Origin of the sequence: Burkholderia sp. BCC0506 (genome assembly GCF_902833145.1) — a bacterium.
Classification (GTDB): Bacteria; Pseudomonadota; Gammaproteobacteria; order Burkholderiales; family Burkholderiaceae; genus Burkholderia.
In genome coordinates this window covers 445,211-464,142 of sequence record NZ_CADFEN010000001.1, presented here as the reverse complement: position 1 = coordinate 464,142, position 18,932 = coordinate 445,211, and the positions used below count along the sequence as shown (strand labels likewise).

General features: G+C 65.7%; 14 protein-coding genes and 1 pseudogene. 8 read left to right on the top strand and 7 right to left on the bottom strand.

Going from position 1 to position 18,932, the window contains the following annotated elements; translation table 11 throughout:
* Positions 1-38 precede the first annotated feature (38 nt).
* The 5 genes and pseudogenes from HWX62_RS32965 to HWX62_RS01845 form a co-directional block, all read right to left on the bottom strand.
* Positions 39-974: pseudogene (locus HWX62_RS32965) on the bottom strand (glycoside hydrolase family 3 N-terminal domain-containing protein); the annotation flags it as partial.
* A 243-nt stretch (positions 975-1,217) separates the two neighbouring features.
* Complete coding sequence (gene ugpC / locus HWX62_RS01860; RefSeq protein ID WP_175930700.1) at positions 1,218-2,384, bottom strand: sn-glycerol-3-phosphate ABC transporter ATP-binding protein UgpC; 1,167 nt, start codon at positions 2,382-2,384, stop codon at positions 1,218-1,220.
* A gap of 72 nt (positions 2,385-2,456) precedes the next feature.
* Positions 2,457-3,302 carry a carbohydrate ABC transporter permease gene (locus HWX62_RS01855; RefSeq protein ID WP_175985070.1) on the bottom strand — a complete coding sequence of 282 codons (846 nt, stop codon included), beginning with the start codon at positions 3,300-3,302 and terminating at the stop codon, positions 2,457-2,459.
* A gap of 2 nt (positions 3,303-3,304) precedes the next feature.
* Positions 3,305-4,222: a sugar ABC transporter permease gene (locus HWX62_RS01850; RefSeq protein WP_244135920.1), complete on the bottom strand. Its 918-nt coding sequence runs from the start codon at positions 4,220-4,222 to the stop codon at positions 3,305-3,307.
* Positions 4,223-4,259: 37 nt separating this feature from the next.
* Complete coding sequence (locus HWX62_RS01845) at positions 4,260-5,558, bottom strand: extracellular solute-binding protein (protein WP_175930702.1); 1,299 nt, start codon at positions 5,556-5,558, stop codon at positions 4,260-4,262.
* Positions 5,559-5,873: 315 nt separating this feature from the next.
* Here HWX62_RS01845 and HWX62_RS01840 point away from each other — a divergent pair, with 315 nt between their 5' ends.
* Positions 5,874-6,932 (top strand): LacI family DNA-binding transcriptional regulator, encoded by a 1,059-nt coding sequence (locus HWX62_RS01840; protein WP_175930703.1) that lies wholly within the window; start codon positions 5,874-5,876, stop codon positions 6,930-6,932.
* Positions 6,933-6,965: 33 nt separating this feature from the next.
* Here the strand turns inward: HWX62_RS01840 and HWX62_RS01835 are convergent, their stop codons facing one another.
* Positions 6,966-8,294, bottom strand: a complete 1,329-nt coding sequence (locus HWX62_RS01835) for an MFS transporter (RefSeq protein WP_175930704.1) — start codon at positions 8,292-8,294, stop codon at positions 6,966-6,968.
* A gap of 582 nt (positions 8,295-8,876) precedes the next feature.
* Between HWX62_RS01835 and HWX62_RS01830 the strand changes: the two genes are divergently transcribed.
* The 6 genes from HWX62_RS01830 (at position 8,877) to HWX62_RS01805 (ending at position 16,742) form a co-directional block, all read left to right on the top strand.
* Positions 8,877-9,821: a helix-turn-helix domain-containing protein gene (locus HWX62_RS01830; protein WP_050016792.1), complete on the top strand. Its 945-nt coding sequence runs from the start codon at positions 8,877-8,879 to the stop codon at positions 9,819-9,821.
* A 289-nt stretch (positions 9,822-10,110) separates the two neighbouring features.
* A complete protein-coding gene (locus HWX62_RS01825) occupies positions 10,111-11,550 on the top strand; it encodes an APC family permease (protein WP_175930705.1) in 1,440 nt (479 codons plus the stop codon).
* Positions 11,551-11,808: 258 nt separating this feature from the next.
* Positions 11,809-13,251, top strand: coding sequence for an aldehyde dehydrogenase family protein (locus tag HWX62_RS01820; RefSeq protein WP_175930706.1), 1,443 nt, complete (start codon positions 11,809-11,811; stop codon positions 13,249-13,251).
* 63 nt (positions 13,252-13,314) lie between these two features.
* On the top strand, positions 13,315-14,679 hold the full coding sequence (locus tag HWX62_RS01815; RefSeq protein WP_175930707.1) for an aspartate aminotransferase family protein: 1,365 nt from the start codon (positions 13,315-13,317) through the stop codon (positions 14,677-14,679).
* Between the two features lie 151 nt (positions 14,680-14,830).
* Complete coding sequence (locus HWX62_RS01810) at positions 14,831-15,394, top strand: cytochrome b (protein WP_175930708.1); 564 nt, start codon at positions 14,831-14,833, stop codon at positions 15,392-15,394.
* A gap of 199 nt (positions 15,395-15,593) precedes the next feature.
* Positions 15,594-16,742: a porin gene (locus tag HWX62_RS01805; protein ID WP_175930709.1), complete on the top strand. Its 1,149-nt coding sequence runs from the start codon at positions 15,594-15,596 to the stop codon at positions 16,740-16,742.
* Between the two features lie 63 nt (positions 16,743-16,805).
* On the opposite strand, the gene HWX62_RS01800 is transcribed toward HWX62_RS01805, so the two are convergent.
* Positions 16,806-17,861, bottom strand: coding sequence for a porin (locus tag HWX62_RS01800; protein ID WP_175930710.1), 1,056 nt, complete (start codon positions 17,859-17,861; stop codon positions 16,806-16,808).
* Between the two features lie 313 nt (positions 17,862-18,174).
* Between HWX62_RS01800 and HWX62_RS01795 the strand changes: the two genes are divergently transcribed.
* Complete coding sequence (locus HWX62_RS01795; RefSeq protein WP_175930711.1) at positions 18,175-18,903, top strand: IclR family transcriptional regulator; 729 nt, start codon at positions 18,175-18,177, stop codon at positions 18,901-18,903.
* The last annotated feature ends 29 nt before the right edge of the window (positions 18,904-18,932 follow it).

Here is an 18,932-nt window from a genome sequence, read left to right as displayed (position 1 = left end):
GCATCGATTGCCGGCATCTCGATGTCGCCGCGCTCGATCGCCGTCTTCAGGTGCAGTGCGCATTCGTGCCCCGGCAGTTCGACGTCGAGACCCGCATTGAATGTCAGCGCCGCGGCCTGCGCTTCGTCATGGGCGACGCCATGGTGCGTAAACAGCAGGTTGACGCCGGCATAGTCGGCCACGACCAGCCCGTCGAATCCCCATTTTGCGCGCAGCGTTTCCTCGATCAGCGTCGGATCCGCATGACACGGGATACCGTCGATGTCGTGATATGCCGGCATCACGGCGCCCGCGTTGGCCAGCTTGACCGCCATTTCGAAGGGCAGCAGGAAGACATCGTTGAATTCGCGCGGGCCGACGTGGACGGGCGCGTGGTTGCGTCCGCCTTCGCTCGCCGAGTGCCCGGCGAAATGCTTGAGCGTCGCCAGCAAGTCGCGGCGCTCGCCCTGCAGGCCGTCGACGTAACGACAGGCCAGCACGCCGACCAGATACGGATCCTCGCCGAGCGTCTCTTCGGTGCGTCCCCAGCGCGGATCGCGCGATACGTCGAGCACCGGTGCGAGCCCCTGGTGGCAGCCGATCGAGCGCGCCTGCCGGCCGATTTCACGCCCGACGGCTTCGACCAGCTCCGGGTTCCACGTCGCGGCGTAGTTGAGCGGTGCCGGAAACAATGTCGCGCCTTCGATCATCAGGCCGACGAGACACTCCTCGTGCGACATCACGGGAATACCCAGGCGCGTGTTCTCGACCATCCTGCGCTGCAGCGCGTTCAATGCACGAACGCCTTCGCGTGCCTCGACCGAGTGCGTACCAAGCGGGCGCGTGATCTGTCCGAGGCCATGCGTCAGCAGCTCATCGACGGTGATCCCCGTCTGCCGCTGCGCGAAATCGGCCAGCCGCCACGCATGGTTGCCGTCCGACGACAATTTCAGCCAGCCGGCATGCAACTGCGCGATTTTTTCGTCCAGGTTCATGCGGCCGAGCAAATCGGCCACGCGCGCGGGAATGGGCGCGTCCGGATTGCGGTACAGCGCCGGTTGTTCTTCAAGATCGAGTGACATAGGAGTCCAAAGTAAGTATTGAATGGATGGACGAATGGGCCAGCTACCCGTTTCAGTGCGCGACGCAAGCGACAGCGTGCACCGCGCCCGTCTGGTCGAATCCATGCCCGGGGCGATCGACGCACATCGGCGAAGCCGACCCGGTATGCCGTGCGATCACGCCGATTGCAACGCGTAATCCTGTTGCCGTTTCGCAGCGAGACGCGGCAACGCCATGCCGTCGGCATCGAAGACATGGCAGGCATCGGGCGACACATGAAGCGCGACGGCCCGGCCGCGCCCGATGTCGACATCGCCGGAAAGCTTCGCGATCACGCCGACGTCACGACCTTCGCCAACGGTCGCGTGCAGATAGGTACACTCGCCGAAACGCTCGATCAGCCCGGTCGTCGCGTTGACGGCCTGACTTCGCGCGTCGCCTGCGGCAATGACGAAGTGCTCGGGCCGCACCCCCAGCGTGACGTCGGCGCCTACCTGCACGCCGCGTGCGTCGACCGCGGCCTGAATCAGCGCGCCGCCACGCAAGCTGAGCGAGAGCCCGCCTGAATCGACCGCGACGATGCGACCCGGCAGGAAATTCATCCGCGGCGAGCCGATGAAGCCCGCAACGAACCGGCTTCGCGGGTGGTGGTAAAGATCCAGCGGCGCACCGACCTGGGCCACGCTGCCATGGCGTTCCATATCGGCGCCGGCGTGCAGCAGCACGATCTTGTCCGCGAGCGCCATCGCTTCGGTCTGGTCGTGCGTGACGTAAATCGCGCTCGCCCGGTTGAACTCACGGTGCAGACGCGCAATCTCCGTTCGCGTCTGCACCCGCAGCGCGGCGTCGAGATTCGACAGCGGCTCGTCGAACAGGAATACGCCGGGCTCGCGCACGATTGCCCGTCCGATCGCGACACGCTGGCGCTGCCCGCCCGACAGCGCCGCCGGCCGCCGCTCGAGCAACGTCTCCAGCTGCAGCGACGCCGCGGCCTGCCTGACCTTGCCGTCGATCGTCGCGGCGTCCATCTTCGCCTGCCGCAACGCGAAAGCCATGTTTTCGTAGACGGTCATGTGCGGATACAGCGCATAGTTCTGGAACACCATCGCCACGCGCCGCTTCGACGGATGCACGTCATTGACGCGCGTACCATCGATGCTCAGTTCGCCGGCCGTGATGGTTTCCAGTCCGGCGATCATCCGCAGCAGCGTCGATTTTCCGCATCCGGACGGACCGAGGAACACGCAAAACTCGTTGGCGCCGATCTCGAGATCGACATCCCGAATGACCGGCGGATTGCCGTCGTACGCCTTCTGGACGTTCTTGAGACTGATGCTTGCCATGATTCGCTCGACTGAACAAGTAAGTGGATCCCGCCGTCCCGCGACGTGCGCCGGGCTGCGGCCGGGCGGTCGCTACCCCTTCAACGATCCCGCCATCATTCCCTTGATGATCCGTTCCTGCCCGAACGCGTAGGCGACGATCAGCGGAAGCGACGTGAGCGTGACGACCGACAGCATCGCGGGAATGTTCGATGCGTACTGCCCCTGGAAATCCCACAGCGCGAGCGGCAGCGTGCGGTGTTCCGGCGTGGAAGTCAGCACGTACGCGAAGATGAACTCGTTCCAGAGGGCGATCGCGTTGTAGATGGCCACCGTCGCCAGGCCCGGCATCGACAGCGGAAAGTAGATCCGCCAGAAGATCTCGAGCGGCCCGCATCCGTCGAGACAGGCGGCTTCCTCGAGTTCGTGCGGGATCTGCTTCATGAACTCGGTGAGAATGAAAATCGAGATCGGCAGGCTGAACGCGACGTACGGGCCGACGAGCGCCAGCGACGTGTCGTACAGGCCGATGTTGCGAATCATCAGGTAGATCGGCACCCGCGTCGCGTGAAGCGGCACGATCATCGATGCAACGACAAGCCCGAACAACGTCTTGTTGAAGCGGAACTGCAGGCGCGCGAACGCGTAGGCGGCCATCGCGCTGAGCAGCACGATCACGATCACCGACAGGCCGACCACGAAGAGGCTGTTGCGCAGGTACATGAAGAACGCGCCATGCAGCACGTCCAGATAGTTCGACAGGTCGAGCCGGGACGGCAGCGCCCACACCGAAGCCGAATAGGTCTCTTCCTGCGACTTGAGACTGGTGACGACCACGAACAGGAACGGCAGCGTGGTCACCGCGAGCCAGATGAGCGCCAGCAGGAAGATCACGGGATGCCGTCGGCTGGCCGCCTGCCGGACAGAACGAGCGAACATGGTCAGGCCTTTTGTGAGTAGCGCTGCGTGACGCGCAACGCAGCAGCAGCCACCAGCGCCACGATGATGAACATCGCCGAAGCGATCGTGCTGCCGTAGCCGAGCTGGAACGAACTGAACACCCGACGGTACATGTAGGTGGCCATCAGCTCGGACGCATTCTCCGGCCCGCCGCCCGTCATCACGAATATCAGGTCGAAGTAGCGCAGCGACCCCAGTACCGCGAGCAGTGCGGCGGTCCGTACCGTGCCTTGCAGATGCGGCAGCTTGATGCGCCAGAAGATCGTCGATTCCGACGCGCCGTCGAGCCGCGCGGCCTCGCCCAGTTCCGCCGGAAAAGACGACAGCCCGGCGAGAAACAGGATCATGTAGAACGGGATGTTCTGCCAGCAGATCACCGCGATCGTCGAAGCGAGCGCGAAGCGCGGATCGCCGAGCCAGTCCTGTGCCAGCGCATGCAGGCCGAGCGCATGCAATCCGGCGTTCAGCGGACCGAAGTTCGGATCGTAGACGTTCTTGAACAGCACGCCGATCGCGACGCTGGACATCAGCAGCGGCAGGAAATACAGGATCTTCAGCAGACGCGAGCCTTTGCCGGCCTTGTCGAGCAGCACCGCGAGCACCAGCGCGACAGGCAGCTGGATCACCACGGAGAACGCGGCGAGCAGCAAATTGTTGCCGAGCGCCTTCCAGAACACGTCGTCCCGGGCCAGATGCAGCCAGTTCGCGACGCCGACGTAACGCGCGTCGCTACCGAGCCCGTTCCAGTCGACCAGCGACAACCGGAAGCTGTCGACCAGCGGATAGAGCAGGAAAACGGCCAACAGCAGGACCGACGGCGCCAGCAACAACACCGCGGCCCACCGGTGCGGCGACACGTGGTGCGCTTTCGCGCGCATCGCGATCATCGCTGTATCCACCCTGACCTCCTTGACGATCGGTTCCATTCCAGCCGGCCTAGCGGCCCGCTTCCGCCTTTGCCGCGTCTTCCATCTGTTGCGCAGCCGCCTCGGGCGTCACCGACAGCCCCAGCAGCGCCTGCGAAATCTCCTTGTGCCGCTCGCCGAGACGCGGCGACAGTTCCTGGTCGTACCAGAGCTGGACGTTCGGCGCCTGCGCGACCAGTTCCTGCACGCGCTTCAGCAACGGATCCGCGATGGTCAGATTCTTCACCGGCGGGAGTCGGGCATCGGCCAGTTTCGCGCGGATCGATTCGTCATCCGTCATCGTCCTGATCAGACGAAACGCCGCGTCGTGGTCCGAACACTGCGTCGATACGCTCAGGTAACTGTCGCCGAGCGTCCCCACGAGATCGCGAACATCGCCCTTGCCGCCGGGCATGCCCGGAAACGGGAAGAAGTCGAGCTTCTTGAAGAACGCGGGATTTTCCTTCTGGATGGTCGACGCTTCCCAGCTTCCCATCAGCTCCATCGCGGCCCGGCCGGCGTACAGCAGGCGACGGGACGCGCCGATGTCGTAGTCGAGCCCGTTGTAGCCGGGCGCGAATGCGCCCGCCTTGACGAGTTGCTGAAGATATTTGCCGGCGCCGACGAACACCGGATCCGCAAAACCGCCGCCCTTCTCGCGCTCGACGGCGCGCCGAAAAACATCCGGGCCACCGAGCCGGTCGACCAGATACATGTAGTACATCGACCCGGGCCACTTGTTCTTGTTGGCCAGCGCGAACGGCGCGACCCCGTGCGACGTCAGCACCTTCACGACGTTCATCAGGTCGTCCCAGGTCGCGGGCGGCGCGAGGTTGTATTGCCGGAACAGATCCTTGTTGTAAAAGATCACGGCAGCCGCCGTGTTTTCCGCCGGAACACCATAAATCTTGCCGTCGTAGGTGACGGCCTTCCATGACGCCGGCAGGAAGCGATCGCGATAGGCCGGATCCTTCCGCAGATAGGGCGTGAGGTCCACGACCTGGCCTGCCTTCACATACTCTCTCAGCGGCCCGCCGCCCCACGTGTCGAACACGCAGGGCGGCTGTCCGGCGCCGAACGCCACTTTCAGCTTCGCCTTGTATGAATCGTTGAGAACGTGGGAATCCTCGACCTTGTAATCGGGGTTCTGTTTCTCGAACCGGTCGGCGGCTGCGCGTACGGTTTTGGGCCCATTGCCCTCCGTCTGGTGATCCCATTCGACGATGACTTTCTTCGTCGACTGCGCATGACCGACGCCGGCCCACAGCGCCGAGGCGGCCAACAGCGCCGTCGCGGCGCGCGAGATCCTTCGAACCTTGATCGAAAGCATCCACGTCTCCATCGTTGTTGGTATCGCCAACCGAGAGTTAGCGTTAACGTTATGCGATGTTAGGTTTGATTCATCGCCATCGCTATCCGGGTATACCCATCGTCGAATTTGTCACCCGGGCGCTCCGGTCAAACCGAACGACAATGGCCAGATCGCCAGGTGTGGAGCGGCTCTAGCGGCATCGGCCGCGTCAGTTCAATGCCGTATCCGCATGCGACCTGTTAGAATGAACAGGAAAAACCGGACGTTATCGCTATCATCCATTGCGGAACACGTGGGGCTCGAATGGCCGCCGTCGACCGCACGACCTCGCCAATGAGCAAACAGAATCCCACTCTCGCCCATGTCGCGCGTATCGCGGGCGTGTCACAGATGACCGCCTCGCGGGCGCTCAACGACCGTCCGGGCGTTTCGCAGGAAACGCGCGAGGAAATATTGAGAGTCGCGGCGAACATCGGGTATGTCGTCAACCGCAGCGCGCAGAAGCTGTCCGGCGGACGCAACGGCATCATCGGGATCGTGACGCCCACGCTCGACAACGAATTCGTCGGCGAACTGATCATCGGCGTGGGGCGCGCTGCGCGGGTAGCCGGGTACGAGACCTTCGTGTACACGGTATTCGACGAAGACCGTCACTCGCATCAGTCCGTGCTGGGGTTGATGAAGCAGTTCACCGACGGCGTCGTCGCCATCCTGCCGCGCGATTCGATCTACTTCGACGCGCTCGCCGCCGCGAACGTCCCGGTCGTCGTCATCGACCAGCGCGGCGCGCTCGCGGGATTTCCGTCCATCTCCGTCGACAACTATGGCGGCGCATTGCGCGCGGTCGAACATCTGGCGGAACTCGGGCATACGCGCGTCGCGTTCATCAGCGGCGACGAGTCCATCGAAGGCGTGCGCGACCGGCGGCGCGGCTATCTCGATGCGATCGCGCGATTCCGTCTGGCCGACGATCCCGGCCTGATCGCGCAAGGCGACCTGTCACAGATGAAGGCGTTCGACGCGGCATCGCAATTGCTTGCGCTTCCGCAACGTCCGACCGCGATCTTCGCGGCGAACGACCTGAGCGCGTTTGGCGTCATCGCGGCGGCAAGGGAAGCGGGCCTGAAAGTCCCTCACGACGTCTCCGTGATCGGCTTCGACGACATTCCGATGGCTGCCCAGGTCCATCCGCCGCTCACGACGATACGCCAACCGTTCGCGCCGATGGGACGCGCCGCGGTCAACACGCTGATGGCACAAATCGGCAGCACCGAATCGGTGGCCCCTCGCATCGTGCTGCCCGCCGAACTCGTCATTCGACAATCCACCGGCCCCGCGCCCCGTGCGGTCGCGGCGAAAACCTCGCCGTCGCGCAATCGCTCGGCCACTTGATCGACGGACGCGATACCCGCCCCGGGCCGCGCGCTACTCGGCGCCCCGCAACGCGGCCCGTTCGCTCGCCGTGCGGCGCGACGGCAACGTGCGCGGCACCAGGCTCGTCACCAGCACCGAGCCGACCACCAGCAGCCCCGCGACCACCGCGAACCCGGCATACGGCGCGCCGGTACGTGCGAACAGGATGCCGACCAGCCACGAACTGAACGCACCGCCGAGCGAACCCAGCATGCTGATCACCGCGATGCCGGCTGCCGCCGCCCGGCCGGTCAGTTGGGCAGCCGGAATCGTCCAGAACACGATCGGCACGGTGAACGCGCACAGCTGCGCGATCGCCAGCAACGCGACGGTGATTCCTACATGGCCGACCGAGAAGCGCAGGAGCAGCAGACTGCACGCGGTGACGAGCATGCAAGCCACGGTATGCCAGCGGCGCTCGCCGTATCGGTCGGAACTCCACGCGATCGCCACGTTGCCGATCATCGTGAAGACGGAAATCAATCCGGACAACCAACCTATTCCGGTGACGCTCGCGACCCCGGCCGCCTTCAGCACCGTGGGCGACCAGAACGTCACCGTCCCCATCCCGACGTAGACGCAGAAATAGATCGCCGCCAGCCCCAGCACGCGCGCGTGGCGAACGATGTCGAGCACGCCCGTTCGGTCATGGCCGACCACGGCCGACGCCCGCTCCGCATCCAGATCGCGCAAGAGCACCTGCCGGTCCGCAGGCGACAGCCATGCCGCCCGTTCCGGCCGGTCGCTCAGCATCAGCGGCGCAGCCAGCCCGAGCGCGATGGCCGGCAATCCCTCGATCAGGAACAGCCACTGCCATCCGCGCAACCCCATCGTGCCCTGCAGGTGCGCCATGATCCAGCCGGACAGCGGTCCGCCGATCATCCCCGCGACCGGAACGGCGAGCAGCAGCACGCTGTTGACGCGGGCGCGCACCCTATCCGGAAACCAGTACGACAGGTACAGGATCAGGCCCGGAAAGAAGCCGGCCTCGGCGGCACCGAGCAGAAACCGCACCACGTACAGCGACACGCTGCCGGTCACGAACATCTGCGCGACCGTGCACAGGCCCCACAGCGCCATGATCCGCATCAGCGTGCGGCTCGCGCCGATGCGCGCCAGCAGCAGGTTGCTCGGCACCTCGAACGCGGCGTAACTGATGAAGAAGATGGCCGTCGCGGAGCCGAATACGGCTTCGCTCAAGCCGAGGTCCTGCAGGAACTGCAGCTTGGCGAACCCGATGTTGACGCGATCGACGAAGTTGATCACGTAGCAGACGAATAGAAACGGAATCACGCGCAGCGCGATCCGGCGATACAACAAGGCAGGGGGTGACTCGGACATGGACCGCTCCCGGTATGTGGACAGGCGTCACGAACAGGCGAGGCGTTGCGGGGTAATTATACAAATCCCGTATTTCGGGATTTATTGGTAGTTAACACGAGAGAAGGCGTCGCGCACAGCCCCGGGCCATGACGTGAATCGACACCCGGCCGTTTGTAAGAAACGGCCGATTTTACGCGATCGTGTTGACCATGAAGCCCCCGTTACTCGGCAGCGCGTGACGCCATGTGTAAACCCCACCGCAAAAACAAATTCAATCCCCTATAATGAGATTTTGAAAAAATAGGGTTGTCAACGACATTCGTCTGTCGATATCGCCCGGCACCCCCTAATTTCTTTCGGTTTGGCTATGCGCGGTCACCTTCCGCGGGCTGCTCGCTCGACAAGCGCCACCGGACTTTTCGATCGCGTCACGCGGTGTTTTTTTCTGGATATGATCGTCCGCAGGACTGACCGCGTCGCACCGCGCGTTCGGAAAGCCATCCGGGCGGCGCGCGTATGGCGCGATCGCGCTGCCCGCGCCGGCAGCATGAGCCGGCTTCGGCCGGCATCGAATTTGAAACGGGATGCATTCGCCACGCCATGAACCTGCGCGCTGAAACACTGTGCTTCTCGGATGTGTTCCTCCATTCCCAGGCGATCGTGAACTGGTCGCAGCACTACGACCAGATCAGTCCGGGCACCGCGACGACCACGCTGCGCCAGGTCGCCGGCCAGCGTTTTCACGTCTTTCGCGAACGCATCAACCAGCGCGTGATGCAGCACGGCCTCGCGCCGCGCGACCGGCTCTGCTTCGCGCTGCCGATCGCCAGTGCGGTCGCGCCCGTGGTCCAGGGGCGCACCGTCGAGCGGCCGAGCCTGCTGACGCTGCGCGGCGGCGAGGAATTCGTCGCCCACCTGCCGTGCGACACCGAGGTGCTCGCGTTCACGATCGACCGCACGCTCGCGGCCGATCGCGAGGTGGACGAACTCGCGAACCTGCCCGCACGTTTCCTGAAGCAGCCGGTGCTGCCGATCTCGCCCGCGCGCTACCGCAACGCGCTGGACGGCCTCGAACGCGTGCTCGGCCAGGCGCTCGACAGCGGTTCGCTCACCGCGCGCGATGCATTCGACGAACGCGTGCTCGCGCACAGTCTGGTCGGCATCCTGCTCGACCTCGTGCAGCCCGACGACCCGGATGCCGGTGCGCTGCCGTCGGCCTCGACGCAAAGCTACATCGTGCGGCGCAGCCAGGAAATCGCGCTGGAATCCGACGACGTACCGACGGTCATCGATCTCTGTCATCACCTGCGGATCAGCCGCCGCACGCTGCAATACAGCTTTCAGAACGTGGTCGGCACCACGCCGACCGCCTATCTCCGCTCGATCCGGCTGAACGCCGTGCGCCGCTTCCTGATGACGACACCCGACACGATGCGGATCGGCGACGCGGCGGCGCAATTCGGCTTTTGCCACTTCGGACGCTTCTCCGCGTACTACCAGCAGCATTTCCACGAACTGCCGTCGCACACGCCGCGCCTGAGCTGAGCCGCGCCCGCGCGCCGTGACGGCGCATCCGGGTAATCCCCCGGCCGCCCGATGCATTCGGATTGCCGATAACGGACAACGCCCGGTTTTTCCGCACCGTAAATTTTTGTGGTCGGCCTCTTCGCATGCGCGCCACACCGCATCCACGGGCCGTTCAAGCGCACACCTGTGTCGTCGGCGCACGTCGGCATCCGTTACCGGTTAGTCGGAACCGGCCCGCGACGCAGGGATATTGATCAGGCATGCCGGTGTCGATTCCTGACGGACGCGCCGGTCAGCGGGACTACTCATGAACGAATCGTCATCCCGGTCCGAAGCGGGGCTCAGCAGGAACGCCGTCGGACTCTCACACATCGTCTTCTTCGTCGTCGCCGCGGCCGCGCCGCTCACCGCGATGGTCGGCGCGACACCCGCGGCATTCTCGCTCGGCAACGGCCCCGGCGTGCCGGGCGTTTTCGTGCTGGCGGGCGTCATGTACCTGATCTTCAGCATCGGCTATGCGGCGATGAGCCGGCACATCTCCAATGCGGGCGCGTTCTATGCATACATCGCGAACGGGCTCGGACGCCCCGCCGGCGTGGGCGGCGCGTTTGTCGCGATCGTCGCGTACAACGCGGTGCAGATCGCGATCTACTGCATGTTCGGCTTCTTCCTGAACGACAGCATCCAGCGGCACTACGGCGTCGACGTGCCGTGGTGGGCGTTCGCGCTCGCCTGCGTCGCCGTGGTGCACTTCTGCGGCGCGCGGCATATCGAGTTCAGCGGCCGGCTGCTCGGCATGCTGATGATCGGCGAGATCGCGATCGTGATGCTGCTCGATCTCGCGATCGTCGTGCACGGCGCGGGCACCGGCGGCTTCAGCGCGAAACCGTTCAGCCCCGCGATGGTGTTCGCGCCGGGGCTCGGCACCGCGCTGGTGTTCGTGCTCGGCTCGTACATGGGCTTCGAGGCGACCGCGATCTTCTCCGAGGAGGCGCGCGACCCGAAGCGCACGATTCCGCGCGCCACCTACCTCGCCGTGATCCTCATCATGGCGTTCTACGCGCTGTCGTCGTGGGCGATCGTCGAGGCGTGGGGCGAGCGCGCGATCGCCGCGCAGGCCGCGCGCGATCCGGCCAATCTGTGGTTTGCCGTCAGCGGCCGGCTGCTCGGCAGCATCGCGACGGACGCGATGAACGTGCTGCTCGTCACGAGCCTGTTCGCGGCCATCCTGTCGTTCCACAACACGATCACGCGCTATTTCTACGCGATGGGCCGCGAACGCGTGCTGTGGCGCAAGCTCGGCCATACGTGCCCCGTGCATCGTTGCCCGGACGTCGCCGGCAAGGTGCAGACGCTGATCGCGCTCGCGGCCCTCGCCGGATCGGCCGCGTTCCGCCTCGATCCGTTCGCGGTCGTGTTCTCGTGGATGAGCGCGCTCGCGACGATCGGCATCATCGCGGTGCAGATCCTGGTGGCGGCGTCGGTGATCGCGTTCTTCGCGCGCGATCACCGCGACGCCGGTGTCGTGCACCGCCTGATCGCGCCGCTCGTCAGCGTGATCGCACTCGGCGCGTGCCTCGTGCTCGTCGTGCGCAACCTGTCCGTGCTGAGCGGATCGGATTCGACCTTCGTCGCGATGTTTCCGTATTTCCTCGTCGCCGTCGGTGCGCTCGGCATCCGCGCCGCGCTGCGGTTGAAGCGCAGCGACCCGGACCTGTATCGCGAACTCGGGCGCGCCGCCCAGTAGCCGCCGACCGGACGGTGCCGCGCCGCACCGTCGTCTCGTTGTTCACTCCCCGAGCATTCCACGCTGCCAACGTGACGCGCGACGCGTCGCGCCGGCACGGGTATTCCCTATCCCGATCGCGCCGCAACGATTGCCGATAGCGGACGAGGCGCGCGTTTTCATCGACATACAGTGAATGGGACGTCGAAGCCGAACCGCGGATATCGCCCTCACCCGTTCGGCCCGACGATTCGCCCCTGGGAAACACGGAACACGACGATGAAAATTCAGAATCTGATCGACGGCAGGCATTGCGACGCAGCGGCCGGCCGTACCTTCGAAAAGTTGGCGCCGGCGACCGGCGACTATGTTGCCGCCGTGCCCGCATCGACCGCCGAAGACGTCGATCGCGCGGTGCGTGCCGCGCACGCCGCGCTGCACGGCGACGCGTGGGCCCGCGCGGGCGGCTCGGCCCGCGCGCGCTGGCTGCTTCGGCTGGCGGACATGGTCGAGCGCGACCGTGACGCACTGGCGGAATGCCTGGCCGTCGAACAAGGGCGCCCGCTTGCCGAGATGCGGATGATGGACCTCCCGATGTGCATCGACACGCTGCGCTATTTCGCCGGCTGGGCCGACAAGCTCGAGGGCCGCACGATTCCGACCGACGGCTTCATGGGCCGCCCGACGCTCAGCTACACACGACGTGCGCCGGTGGGCGTCGCCGGCCAGATCATCCCGTGGAACGCGCCATTGATGATCGCCGTGTGGAAGCTCGCGCCGGCGCTGGCGGCCGGCTGCCCGGTGGTCATCAAGCCGTCGGAAGACACGCCGCTGGCGATCGCCCGGCTCGGTGAGCTCGTCTGCGAAGCCGACCTTCCCGCCGGGGTCGTCAACATCGTCCACGGCGTGGGCGCGGAAGTCGGCGCCGCGCTGGTCGCGCACCCGCTCGTGAACAAGATCAGCTTCACCGGCAGCACCGAAGTCGGCCGCGCGATCGCGGGCGTGGCTGCCAAGACCTTCAAGCGCGTCACGCTCGAACTGGGCGGCAAGGCCGCGCAGATCGTCTTCGCGGATGCCGACCTCGACCGTGCGATTCCGTCGCTGATGGCCGGCATGTTCGCGAACCAGGGACAGACGTGCGCGGCCGGCTCGCGCGTGCTCGCGCACCGCTCGATCGCGCAGGCACTCGAGGAACGGCTTGCCGACGCGGCCCGGGCGATGCGCATCGGTCCGCCATCGGAGCCCGACGTGCAGATGGGTGCGCTGATCAACCCGCGTCACCTCGCGCGCGTGCGTGCGCTCGTCGACGGTGCGCTCGCCGAAGGAGCGGTCATGCTCGCCGGCGACGAACAGGTGCCGCCGCGCGGCTGCTTCATGCGCCCGACGATTCTGGGCGGTGTCCATCCGGGCATGCGGGTCGCCCGCGACGAAGTGTTCGGCCCGGTCGGCATGGTGATGCCGTTCGAGACCGAGGACGACGCCGTTCGCATCGCCAACGACACGCCGTTCGGTCTCTCCGCTTCGGTGTGGACGCAGGACGTCGGCACCGCGCACCGCGTCGCCGAGCGGCTCGACGTCGGCGCGGTCGCGATCAATGCGTGGAGCCCGATCGACGCGCGCCTGCCGTGGGGCGGCACCAAGCAGAGCGGGATCGGGCGCGACCTGTCGAAGGCCGCGCTCGATTCGTACCTCGAGGAAAAGATCGTCACCGCAGCCCTGTGATCCGGCGGAGCACACCGCGCCGCCACCCTGTTCAAGTACTTCGCAAGAGAGACGAGAGACACCATGGATTATCAAAAGCGTCAAAAACGATTCTGGCATCCGATGAGTTCGGCGGCCGCCGGACATACGACCCCCACCGTGATCATCGCGCGCGGCGACGGCAACTATGTATACGACGTCGACGGCCACCGCATGCTCGACGGCGTCGGCGGACTGTGGAACGTCAACGTCGGCCACAACCGGCCGGAAGTGAAAAGCGCGATCGCGCGGCAGATGGATGAACTCTCGTACTACCAAACCTTCGACGGCGTCGCCCATCCGCGCGTCTACGATCTGGCCGACCGCCTGTGCGCGATGTTCGCGCAGGAAGACATGCAGCGGGTGATGTTCGGCAGCGGCGGCTCCGACGCGATCGAGACCGCGCTCAAGATGGCGCGCCAGTACTGGGTCGCCGCGGGCGAGCCGTCGCGCACGAAATTCCTGTCGCTGCGCAACGGCTATCACGGCGTGCACATGGGCGGCACGTCGATCGGCGGCAACGGCGTCTACCATTACAATCATGGCCCGCTGCTGCCCGGCTGCGTGCTGCTCGACACGCCCTGGCTCTATCGCAATCCGTGGAATTGCGACGATCCGCAACAACTCGTCGAGCACTGCATCCGGCAGCTCGAGGAAACGATCGCGTTCCACGGCCCGCAGACTATCGCCGCGTTCGTCGCCGAACCGGTGCAGGGCGCCGGCGGCCTGATCGTCCCGCCGGCCGATTACTGGGGGCGCGTGCGGGCCGTGTGCGACCGTAACGGCATCTTGCTGATCGCGGACGAGGTGGTCACCGGCTTCGGCCGCACCGGCAGCCTGCTCGGCAGCCGCGGCTGGGGCGTCGCCGCCGACATCCTGTGCGTCGCCAAGGGCATTTCCGCCGGCTACGTGCCGCTCGGCGCGACGCTGTACAACGGGCGCATCGCCGACGCGATCGAACATGGCCCGGGCTTCTCGCACGTGGTCATGCACGGCTATACGTACAGCGGGCATCCGCTCGCGTGCGCCGCGTCGCTCGCGGTGCTCGACATCGTCGAGGCCGAGGATCTGCCGGGCAATGCGGCGCGGGTCGGCCAGCGCCTGCTCGAGCAATTGCTGCCGCTGAAGGCCGACTTCGAGACCGTCGGCGACGTCCGCGGCAAGGGGCTGATGCTGGCGCTCGATCTGGTGACCGACAAGGCCAGCCGCACGCCGCTCGATCCGGGCAAGGGGTTCACCGCCCGCGTGGCCGATGCCGCGCGCCGGCGCGGCGTGCTGGTGCGGGCGATCGCGAACAAGGTGGTGATGTCGCCGCCGCTGACGCTGCAGCCAGGCGAAGCCGACTTCATGGCCGTGACGCTGCGCGAGGCATTGCAGGAGTGCTGCGCGGATTCGCGCGCGATCGCCTGACCGCCCGAAACAGCCTGGCGCACGGACTTTTCGTCGAAGGTTCGTGCGCATCTCCATTCGGCCTCGGTTCGACGAAAATCGCCGCGGAACGTCGAAGTCGACGATCGGCATTCCGCCTGTCGCAGTTTCGTTTCAAAGGAAGACAATTCAAATGGACAACCAGGCCATTGCATTCCCCGCGGAGAAATACCCGCTCGCGCTTCGGCTGCTGCACTGGGTCAGGGCAATCCTGATCGGCGCGCAGCTCTGGACCGGCTGGACGATGGTCCGGCTCGACGACAATCTGCCGGCCAAGTTCGACTGGTACTACCCGACCCACAAGGAGTTCGGCGTGCTCACGCTGCTGGTGGTCGTCACGCAACTGGCGATTCGCTCGATGAAGCCGTTGCCGCCGCTGCCTTCCACGCTGCCGACGCTCGACCGCAAGCTCGCCAGGATCGGCCACTACCTGCTGTACGTGCTCGCGATTATCGTGCCGCTGATGGGTTACTCGATGTCCAGCACGTTTACGCAGAGCGACGGCGTGCCGTTCTTCTTTTTCCGCGTACCCGAGCTGCTGCCGAAGAACGACCATTGGTTCGAGGCGTTTCAGTGGCTGCACAAAACGCTCGCCTATACGTTGCTCGCGCTCATCGTGCTGCATGTGCTCGGCGCGCTGAAACACCGGTTCTTCGACCGCAACCCGGAAAACGACGTGCTGCGGCGGATGCTGTAACGTCGCCGCCGCGCGGGACCTCGCGTCCGGCAAGGTTCGTCATTCGGTCCGCCTGATCGCGCGGGCCGATTTTCTTCGCCTTTCATATTTCGTTTTACTAACGACAAGCGGACCCGCTGCAGGCGTCCGGTGCCGCCGCACGCCGTCGGAAACCGCACCGCGCCTCGCCGCGCTGGCCACCCCCACCTGGAGATCGACGATGAAGAAGATGATGGCGGCCGTATCGGCCGCGAGCGCCATGGGATTCGGCCTGACGGCCCAAGCGCAAAACACCGTGACGCTGTACGGCCTGATCGACGAAGGCGTCAATTTCACGAGCAACGCAGGGGGCAGCAAGGCTTACCAGATGGTGAGCGGCGATACCGTCGGCAGCAACTGGGGGCTGAAGGGCACCGAAGACCTCGGCGGTGGCCTGAGAGCGCTGTTCCAGCTCGAGAACGGCTTCAACGCGAGCACCGGTGCGCTCGGCGTGACGTCGCGCATGTTCGGCAGGCAAGCCTACGTCGGCCTCGACTCCGACCGGTTCGGCACGCTCACGTTCGGCCGCCAGTACGACCCGACGCTCGACATGTGGAGCCCGTTCACGGCCACCGGCAACTGGCTCGGCGACTTCGGCGCCCACCCGTACGACAACGACAACGCCGACTGGGACTACCGCATCCAGAACAGCGTCAAGTACGTGTCGCCCTCCTACGCCGGCTTCAAGGGCGAAGTGCTCTACGGGCTCGCGAATCAGGCGGGCGGCTTCGCCCGCAATCGCGTCTATAGCGCCGCCGTGCAGTACCAGGCGGGCGCGTTCTCCGCCGCCGTCGCGTACCTGAAGGCCAACAACGGCGGCGCATCCGCGGGCGGTGCGTTGTCGAGCGACGATACGGTCTTCAGCGGCCGCTCGCAGCAGAACATCGATGCCGGCGCATCATACAAGTTCGGTGACAAGCTGACGCTGTCCGCCGCGTATTCGCACGTCGACGTGACCAACCCCGAGTCGAATCTCTACTTCGCGAACCAGCCGGCGGCGGGCTCGCAGAACGCATGGAAATTCGACAACTTCGAGGTCAACGGCCAGTACTTCTTCCGGCCGGACGTCTGGCTCGGCGCCGCCTATACGTACACGCATGCGCATGTCGCGACGGCGGCGGAAGATGCGTCGCCGAGCTGGCACCAGCTATCGATGATGCTCGACTACGATCTCAGCAAGCGCACCTCGACGTACATTCAAGGCGCGTATCAGCATGCAACCGGCAACACCGGCAGCGATTTCGACTACGCGCACGTGCTCGGCACCGCCGGACAGTCGTCGGGCCGCAACCAGCTGGCGTTGCGCGTCGGGATGATGCATCGGTTCTGAACCGGGTGGGAAAACACGGGCTCTCGCGCGACGTACGCGGCAGCCCGTGTTCCTCGCGCGTCGTCAGAACTGATGCCGCAGCCCGAGCCGAACCGCGGTCTGCGTCGAGCCGGACGCCGCCCCGCCGAGCGCCGCTTCGACCTGCGCGCCATACGCACTGTCGTGCCCGCGTGCGACTACCGCGTAAAGGCCGGTACGTTTCGACAGCGAATAGTCGGCGCTCAACGTGAGCTGGTTGGCCGAGCCGATATCGCCGCCGCGCTGCTGGTACTGGAAACCGCCGCCCAGTTGCAACGCCGGCGTGACTGCAAAGGTCAATCCTGCGTCATAGGTGGTGGCACGCAACGCGGCGGCGGCGCTGATCCGCACGTCCGACACCATGCCGAAGACGCGAACCGGCCCGACGTTGTAGCCGGCCCCGCCCGAGACATTGCGCAGATTGCCGCCGGCCGTCACGTCGTGCTGGCCGAAATAGGCGAGCGCGGCGCTGAATGCGCCCTGCGTGTAGGACAGCATCGCGCTTTGCACGCTGCTGCGCGCGACCGTACCGGGGACATTGCCGAACCCCCACATGCCGCCGAACGCGACGCCGCCGAACGTCGGGCTCACGTACTTCACCGCATTGTTCACCTGAACGCCCCACACGCGGTTGTCGAGCGCGCCGCCCGCCGACGCGTTCGCCGGCAAGCCCCATGCGAGCAGGCCGGCCGGCGTGTTCGCGCCGATCGCGAAAGCCGGCAGCAGATCGCCGACGAAATCGAACTGGCGGCCGAGCGTCACGGTCCCCCAGTCGCCGCCGAGCCCGACGTACGCCTGCGAACTGAACGCGGAGCCCGGCACGGTCAGCGCGCCGTCGGAGGTCTGGAACTGGCTTTCGAGCCGAAACACCGCGAAGTTGGCGCCGCCGAGATCCTCCCTGCCCGTCAGGCCCCACACGTCGTTGCGCGACACGCCGGCCTGCAACGCGAGCTGGCGGCCGCCACGCGGAGCGGACGCGACGTCGCTCGTATAGGTCACGCCCGTGTCCAGCGAACCGTAGAGCGTCACGCTCGATTGCGCGAACGCCGGTGCAACGGCACCGCAGCCGCACCATGCCACCATTCGGAACCACCGTTTCATCCTCTTCTCCTCATTGAATTTTCCCGACCGATGCGCGCGCGAACCGGCCGGCACGGCAGCGACATCGATCCAGCGCGATTTCAATCGACACAATAGGAATCCATATCAATCGACGTCGAAGCGATCCACTTCGACGCGCCGGCGCGCTTCCCGCACATCCGTCGACGCGGTTCCGGTTGCCGCCCGCACGACTTCAGTTAGACTACGGCCTGTCGCCCGCGGCGCCGCATTCCGTGCCGCAGCGCGGCAACCCGAAACCGAATTCGGCCTTCCCGTTCCATTGCCGCAAGCTGTCTGAATCCCGGATCACGTCATGTCGAGCCTCACCAAAATGTTGTCCATCCTCGACGTCTTCTCTTCGTCGGCGACGTCGATGACGGCCGAGGAAATCGCCGAACACATGGGCTTTTCGCGCACCACGTGCTATCGGTACGTGAAGGAACTGGCATCCGTCGGGCTGCTGGTCGGCACCAACGGCCGCTATACGCTGGGCCCGCGCATCATCCATCTCGACTACAACATGCGGCAGTCGGACCCGACGCTCACCGCCGCGAAGCCCGTGATCCAGAAGCTGGTTCAGGTCACTGGCGGCGACGCGCTCGTGTCGACGCTGTTCGACGAACAGATCATCAACGTGATGCACGAAACCGGCGCCGAGAACCTGCAACTCGGTTTCGGCCGCGGCCGCATCATGCCGCTGTTCCAGGGTGCGTCGTCGAAAGTGATCGTCGCCGCGATGTCGCGTGCGCGGCTGAAGCGCCTGCACGAACGGCACAACGCCGAGCTCGGCGAGTTCGCGAGCGACTGGACGCAGTTCTGGCGCGCGTGCCAGCAGATCGTCGACGCGGGCTACTGGATCTCGCGCGGCGAACTCGATGAAGGGTTCGTCGGCATCGCCGCGCCGATTCGCACGGCCAGCAGCGGCGAGGTCAACAGCAGCCTGTCGCTGGTCTTTCGCGCCGAGCACTTCGCGCTGTTCGACGAGCACGTGCTCGGCAAGCTGCTGATCGACGCCGCCGCCCAGATCGGCGACGCGACCTAAGCATTCGACCGTCGTCGCGCGCGACGGTC

What these genes read in the sequence shown, in the direction of transcription:
- HWX62_RS01855 (WP_175985070.1), bottom strand. Translation starts at nt 3,302, where the DNA reads ATGTTCGCTCGTTCTGTCCGGCAGGCGGCCAGCCGACGGCATCCCGTG.
- ugpC (WP_175930700.1), bottom strand. Translation starts at nt 2,384, where the DNA reads ATGGCAAGCATCAGTCTCAAGAACGTCCAGAAGGCGTACGACGGCAAT.
- HWX62_RS01830 (WP_050016792.1), top strand. Translation starts at nt 8,877, where the DNA reads ATGAACCTGCGCGCTGAAACACTGTGCTTCTCGGATGTGTTCCTCCAT.
- HWX62_RS01800 (WP_175930710.1), bottom strand. Translation starts at nt 17,861, where the DNA reads ATGAAACGGTGGTTCCGAATGGTGGCATGGTGCGGCTGCGGTGCCGTT.
- HWX62_RS01805 (WP_175930709.1), top strand. Translation starts at nt 15,594, where the DNA reads ATGAAGAAGATGATGGCGGCCGTATCGGCCGCGAGCGCCATGGGATTC.
- HWX62_RS01845 (WP_175930702.1), bottom strand. Translation starts at nt 5,558, where the DNA reads ATGCTTTCGATCAAGGTTCGAAGGATCTCGCGCGCCGCGACGGCGCTG.
- HWX62_RS01795 (WP_175930711.1), top strand. Translation starts at nt 18,175, where the DNA reads ATGTCGAGCCTCACCAAAATGTTGTCCATCCTCGACGTCTTCTCTTCG.
- HWX62_RS01840 (WP_175930703.1), top strand. Translation starts at nt 5,874, where the DNA reads ATGAGCAAACAGAATCCCACTCTCGCCCATGTCGCGCGTATCGCGGGC.
- HWX62_RS01820 (WP_175930706.1), top strand. Translation starts at nt 11,809, where the DNA reads ATGAAAATTCAGAATCTGATCGACGGCAGGCATTGCGACGCAGCGGCC.
- HWX62_RS01825 (WP_175930705.1), top strand. Translation starts at nt 10,111, where the DNA reads ATGAACGAATCGTCATCCCGGTCCGAAGCGGGGCTCAGCAGGAACGCC.
- HWX62_RS01835 (WP_175930704.1), bottom strand. Translation starts at nt 8,294, where the DNA reads ATGTCCGAGTCACCCCCTGCCTTGTTGTATCGCCGGATCGCGCTGCGC.
- HWX62_RS01810 (WP_175930708.1), top strand. Translation starts at nt 14,831, where the DNA reads ATGGACAACCAGGCCATTGCATTCCCCGCGGAGAAATACCCGCTCGCG.
- HWX62_RS01815 (WP_175930707.1), top strand. Translation starts at nt 13,315, where the DNA reads ATGGATTATCAAAAGCGTCAAAAACGATTCTGGCATCCGATGAGTTCG.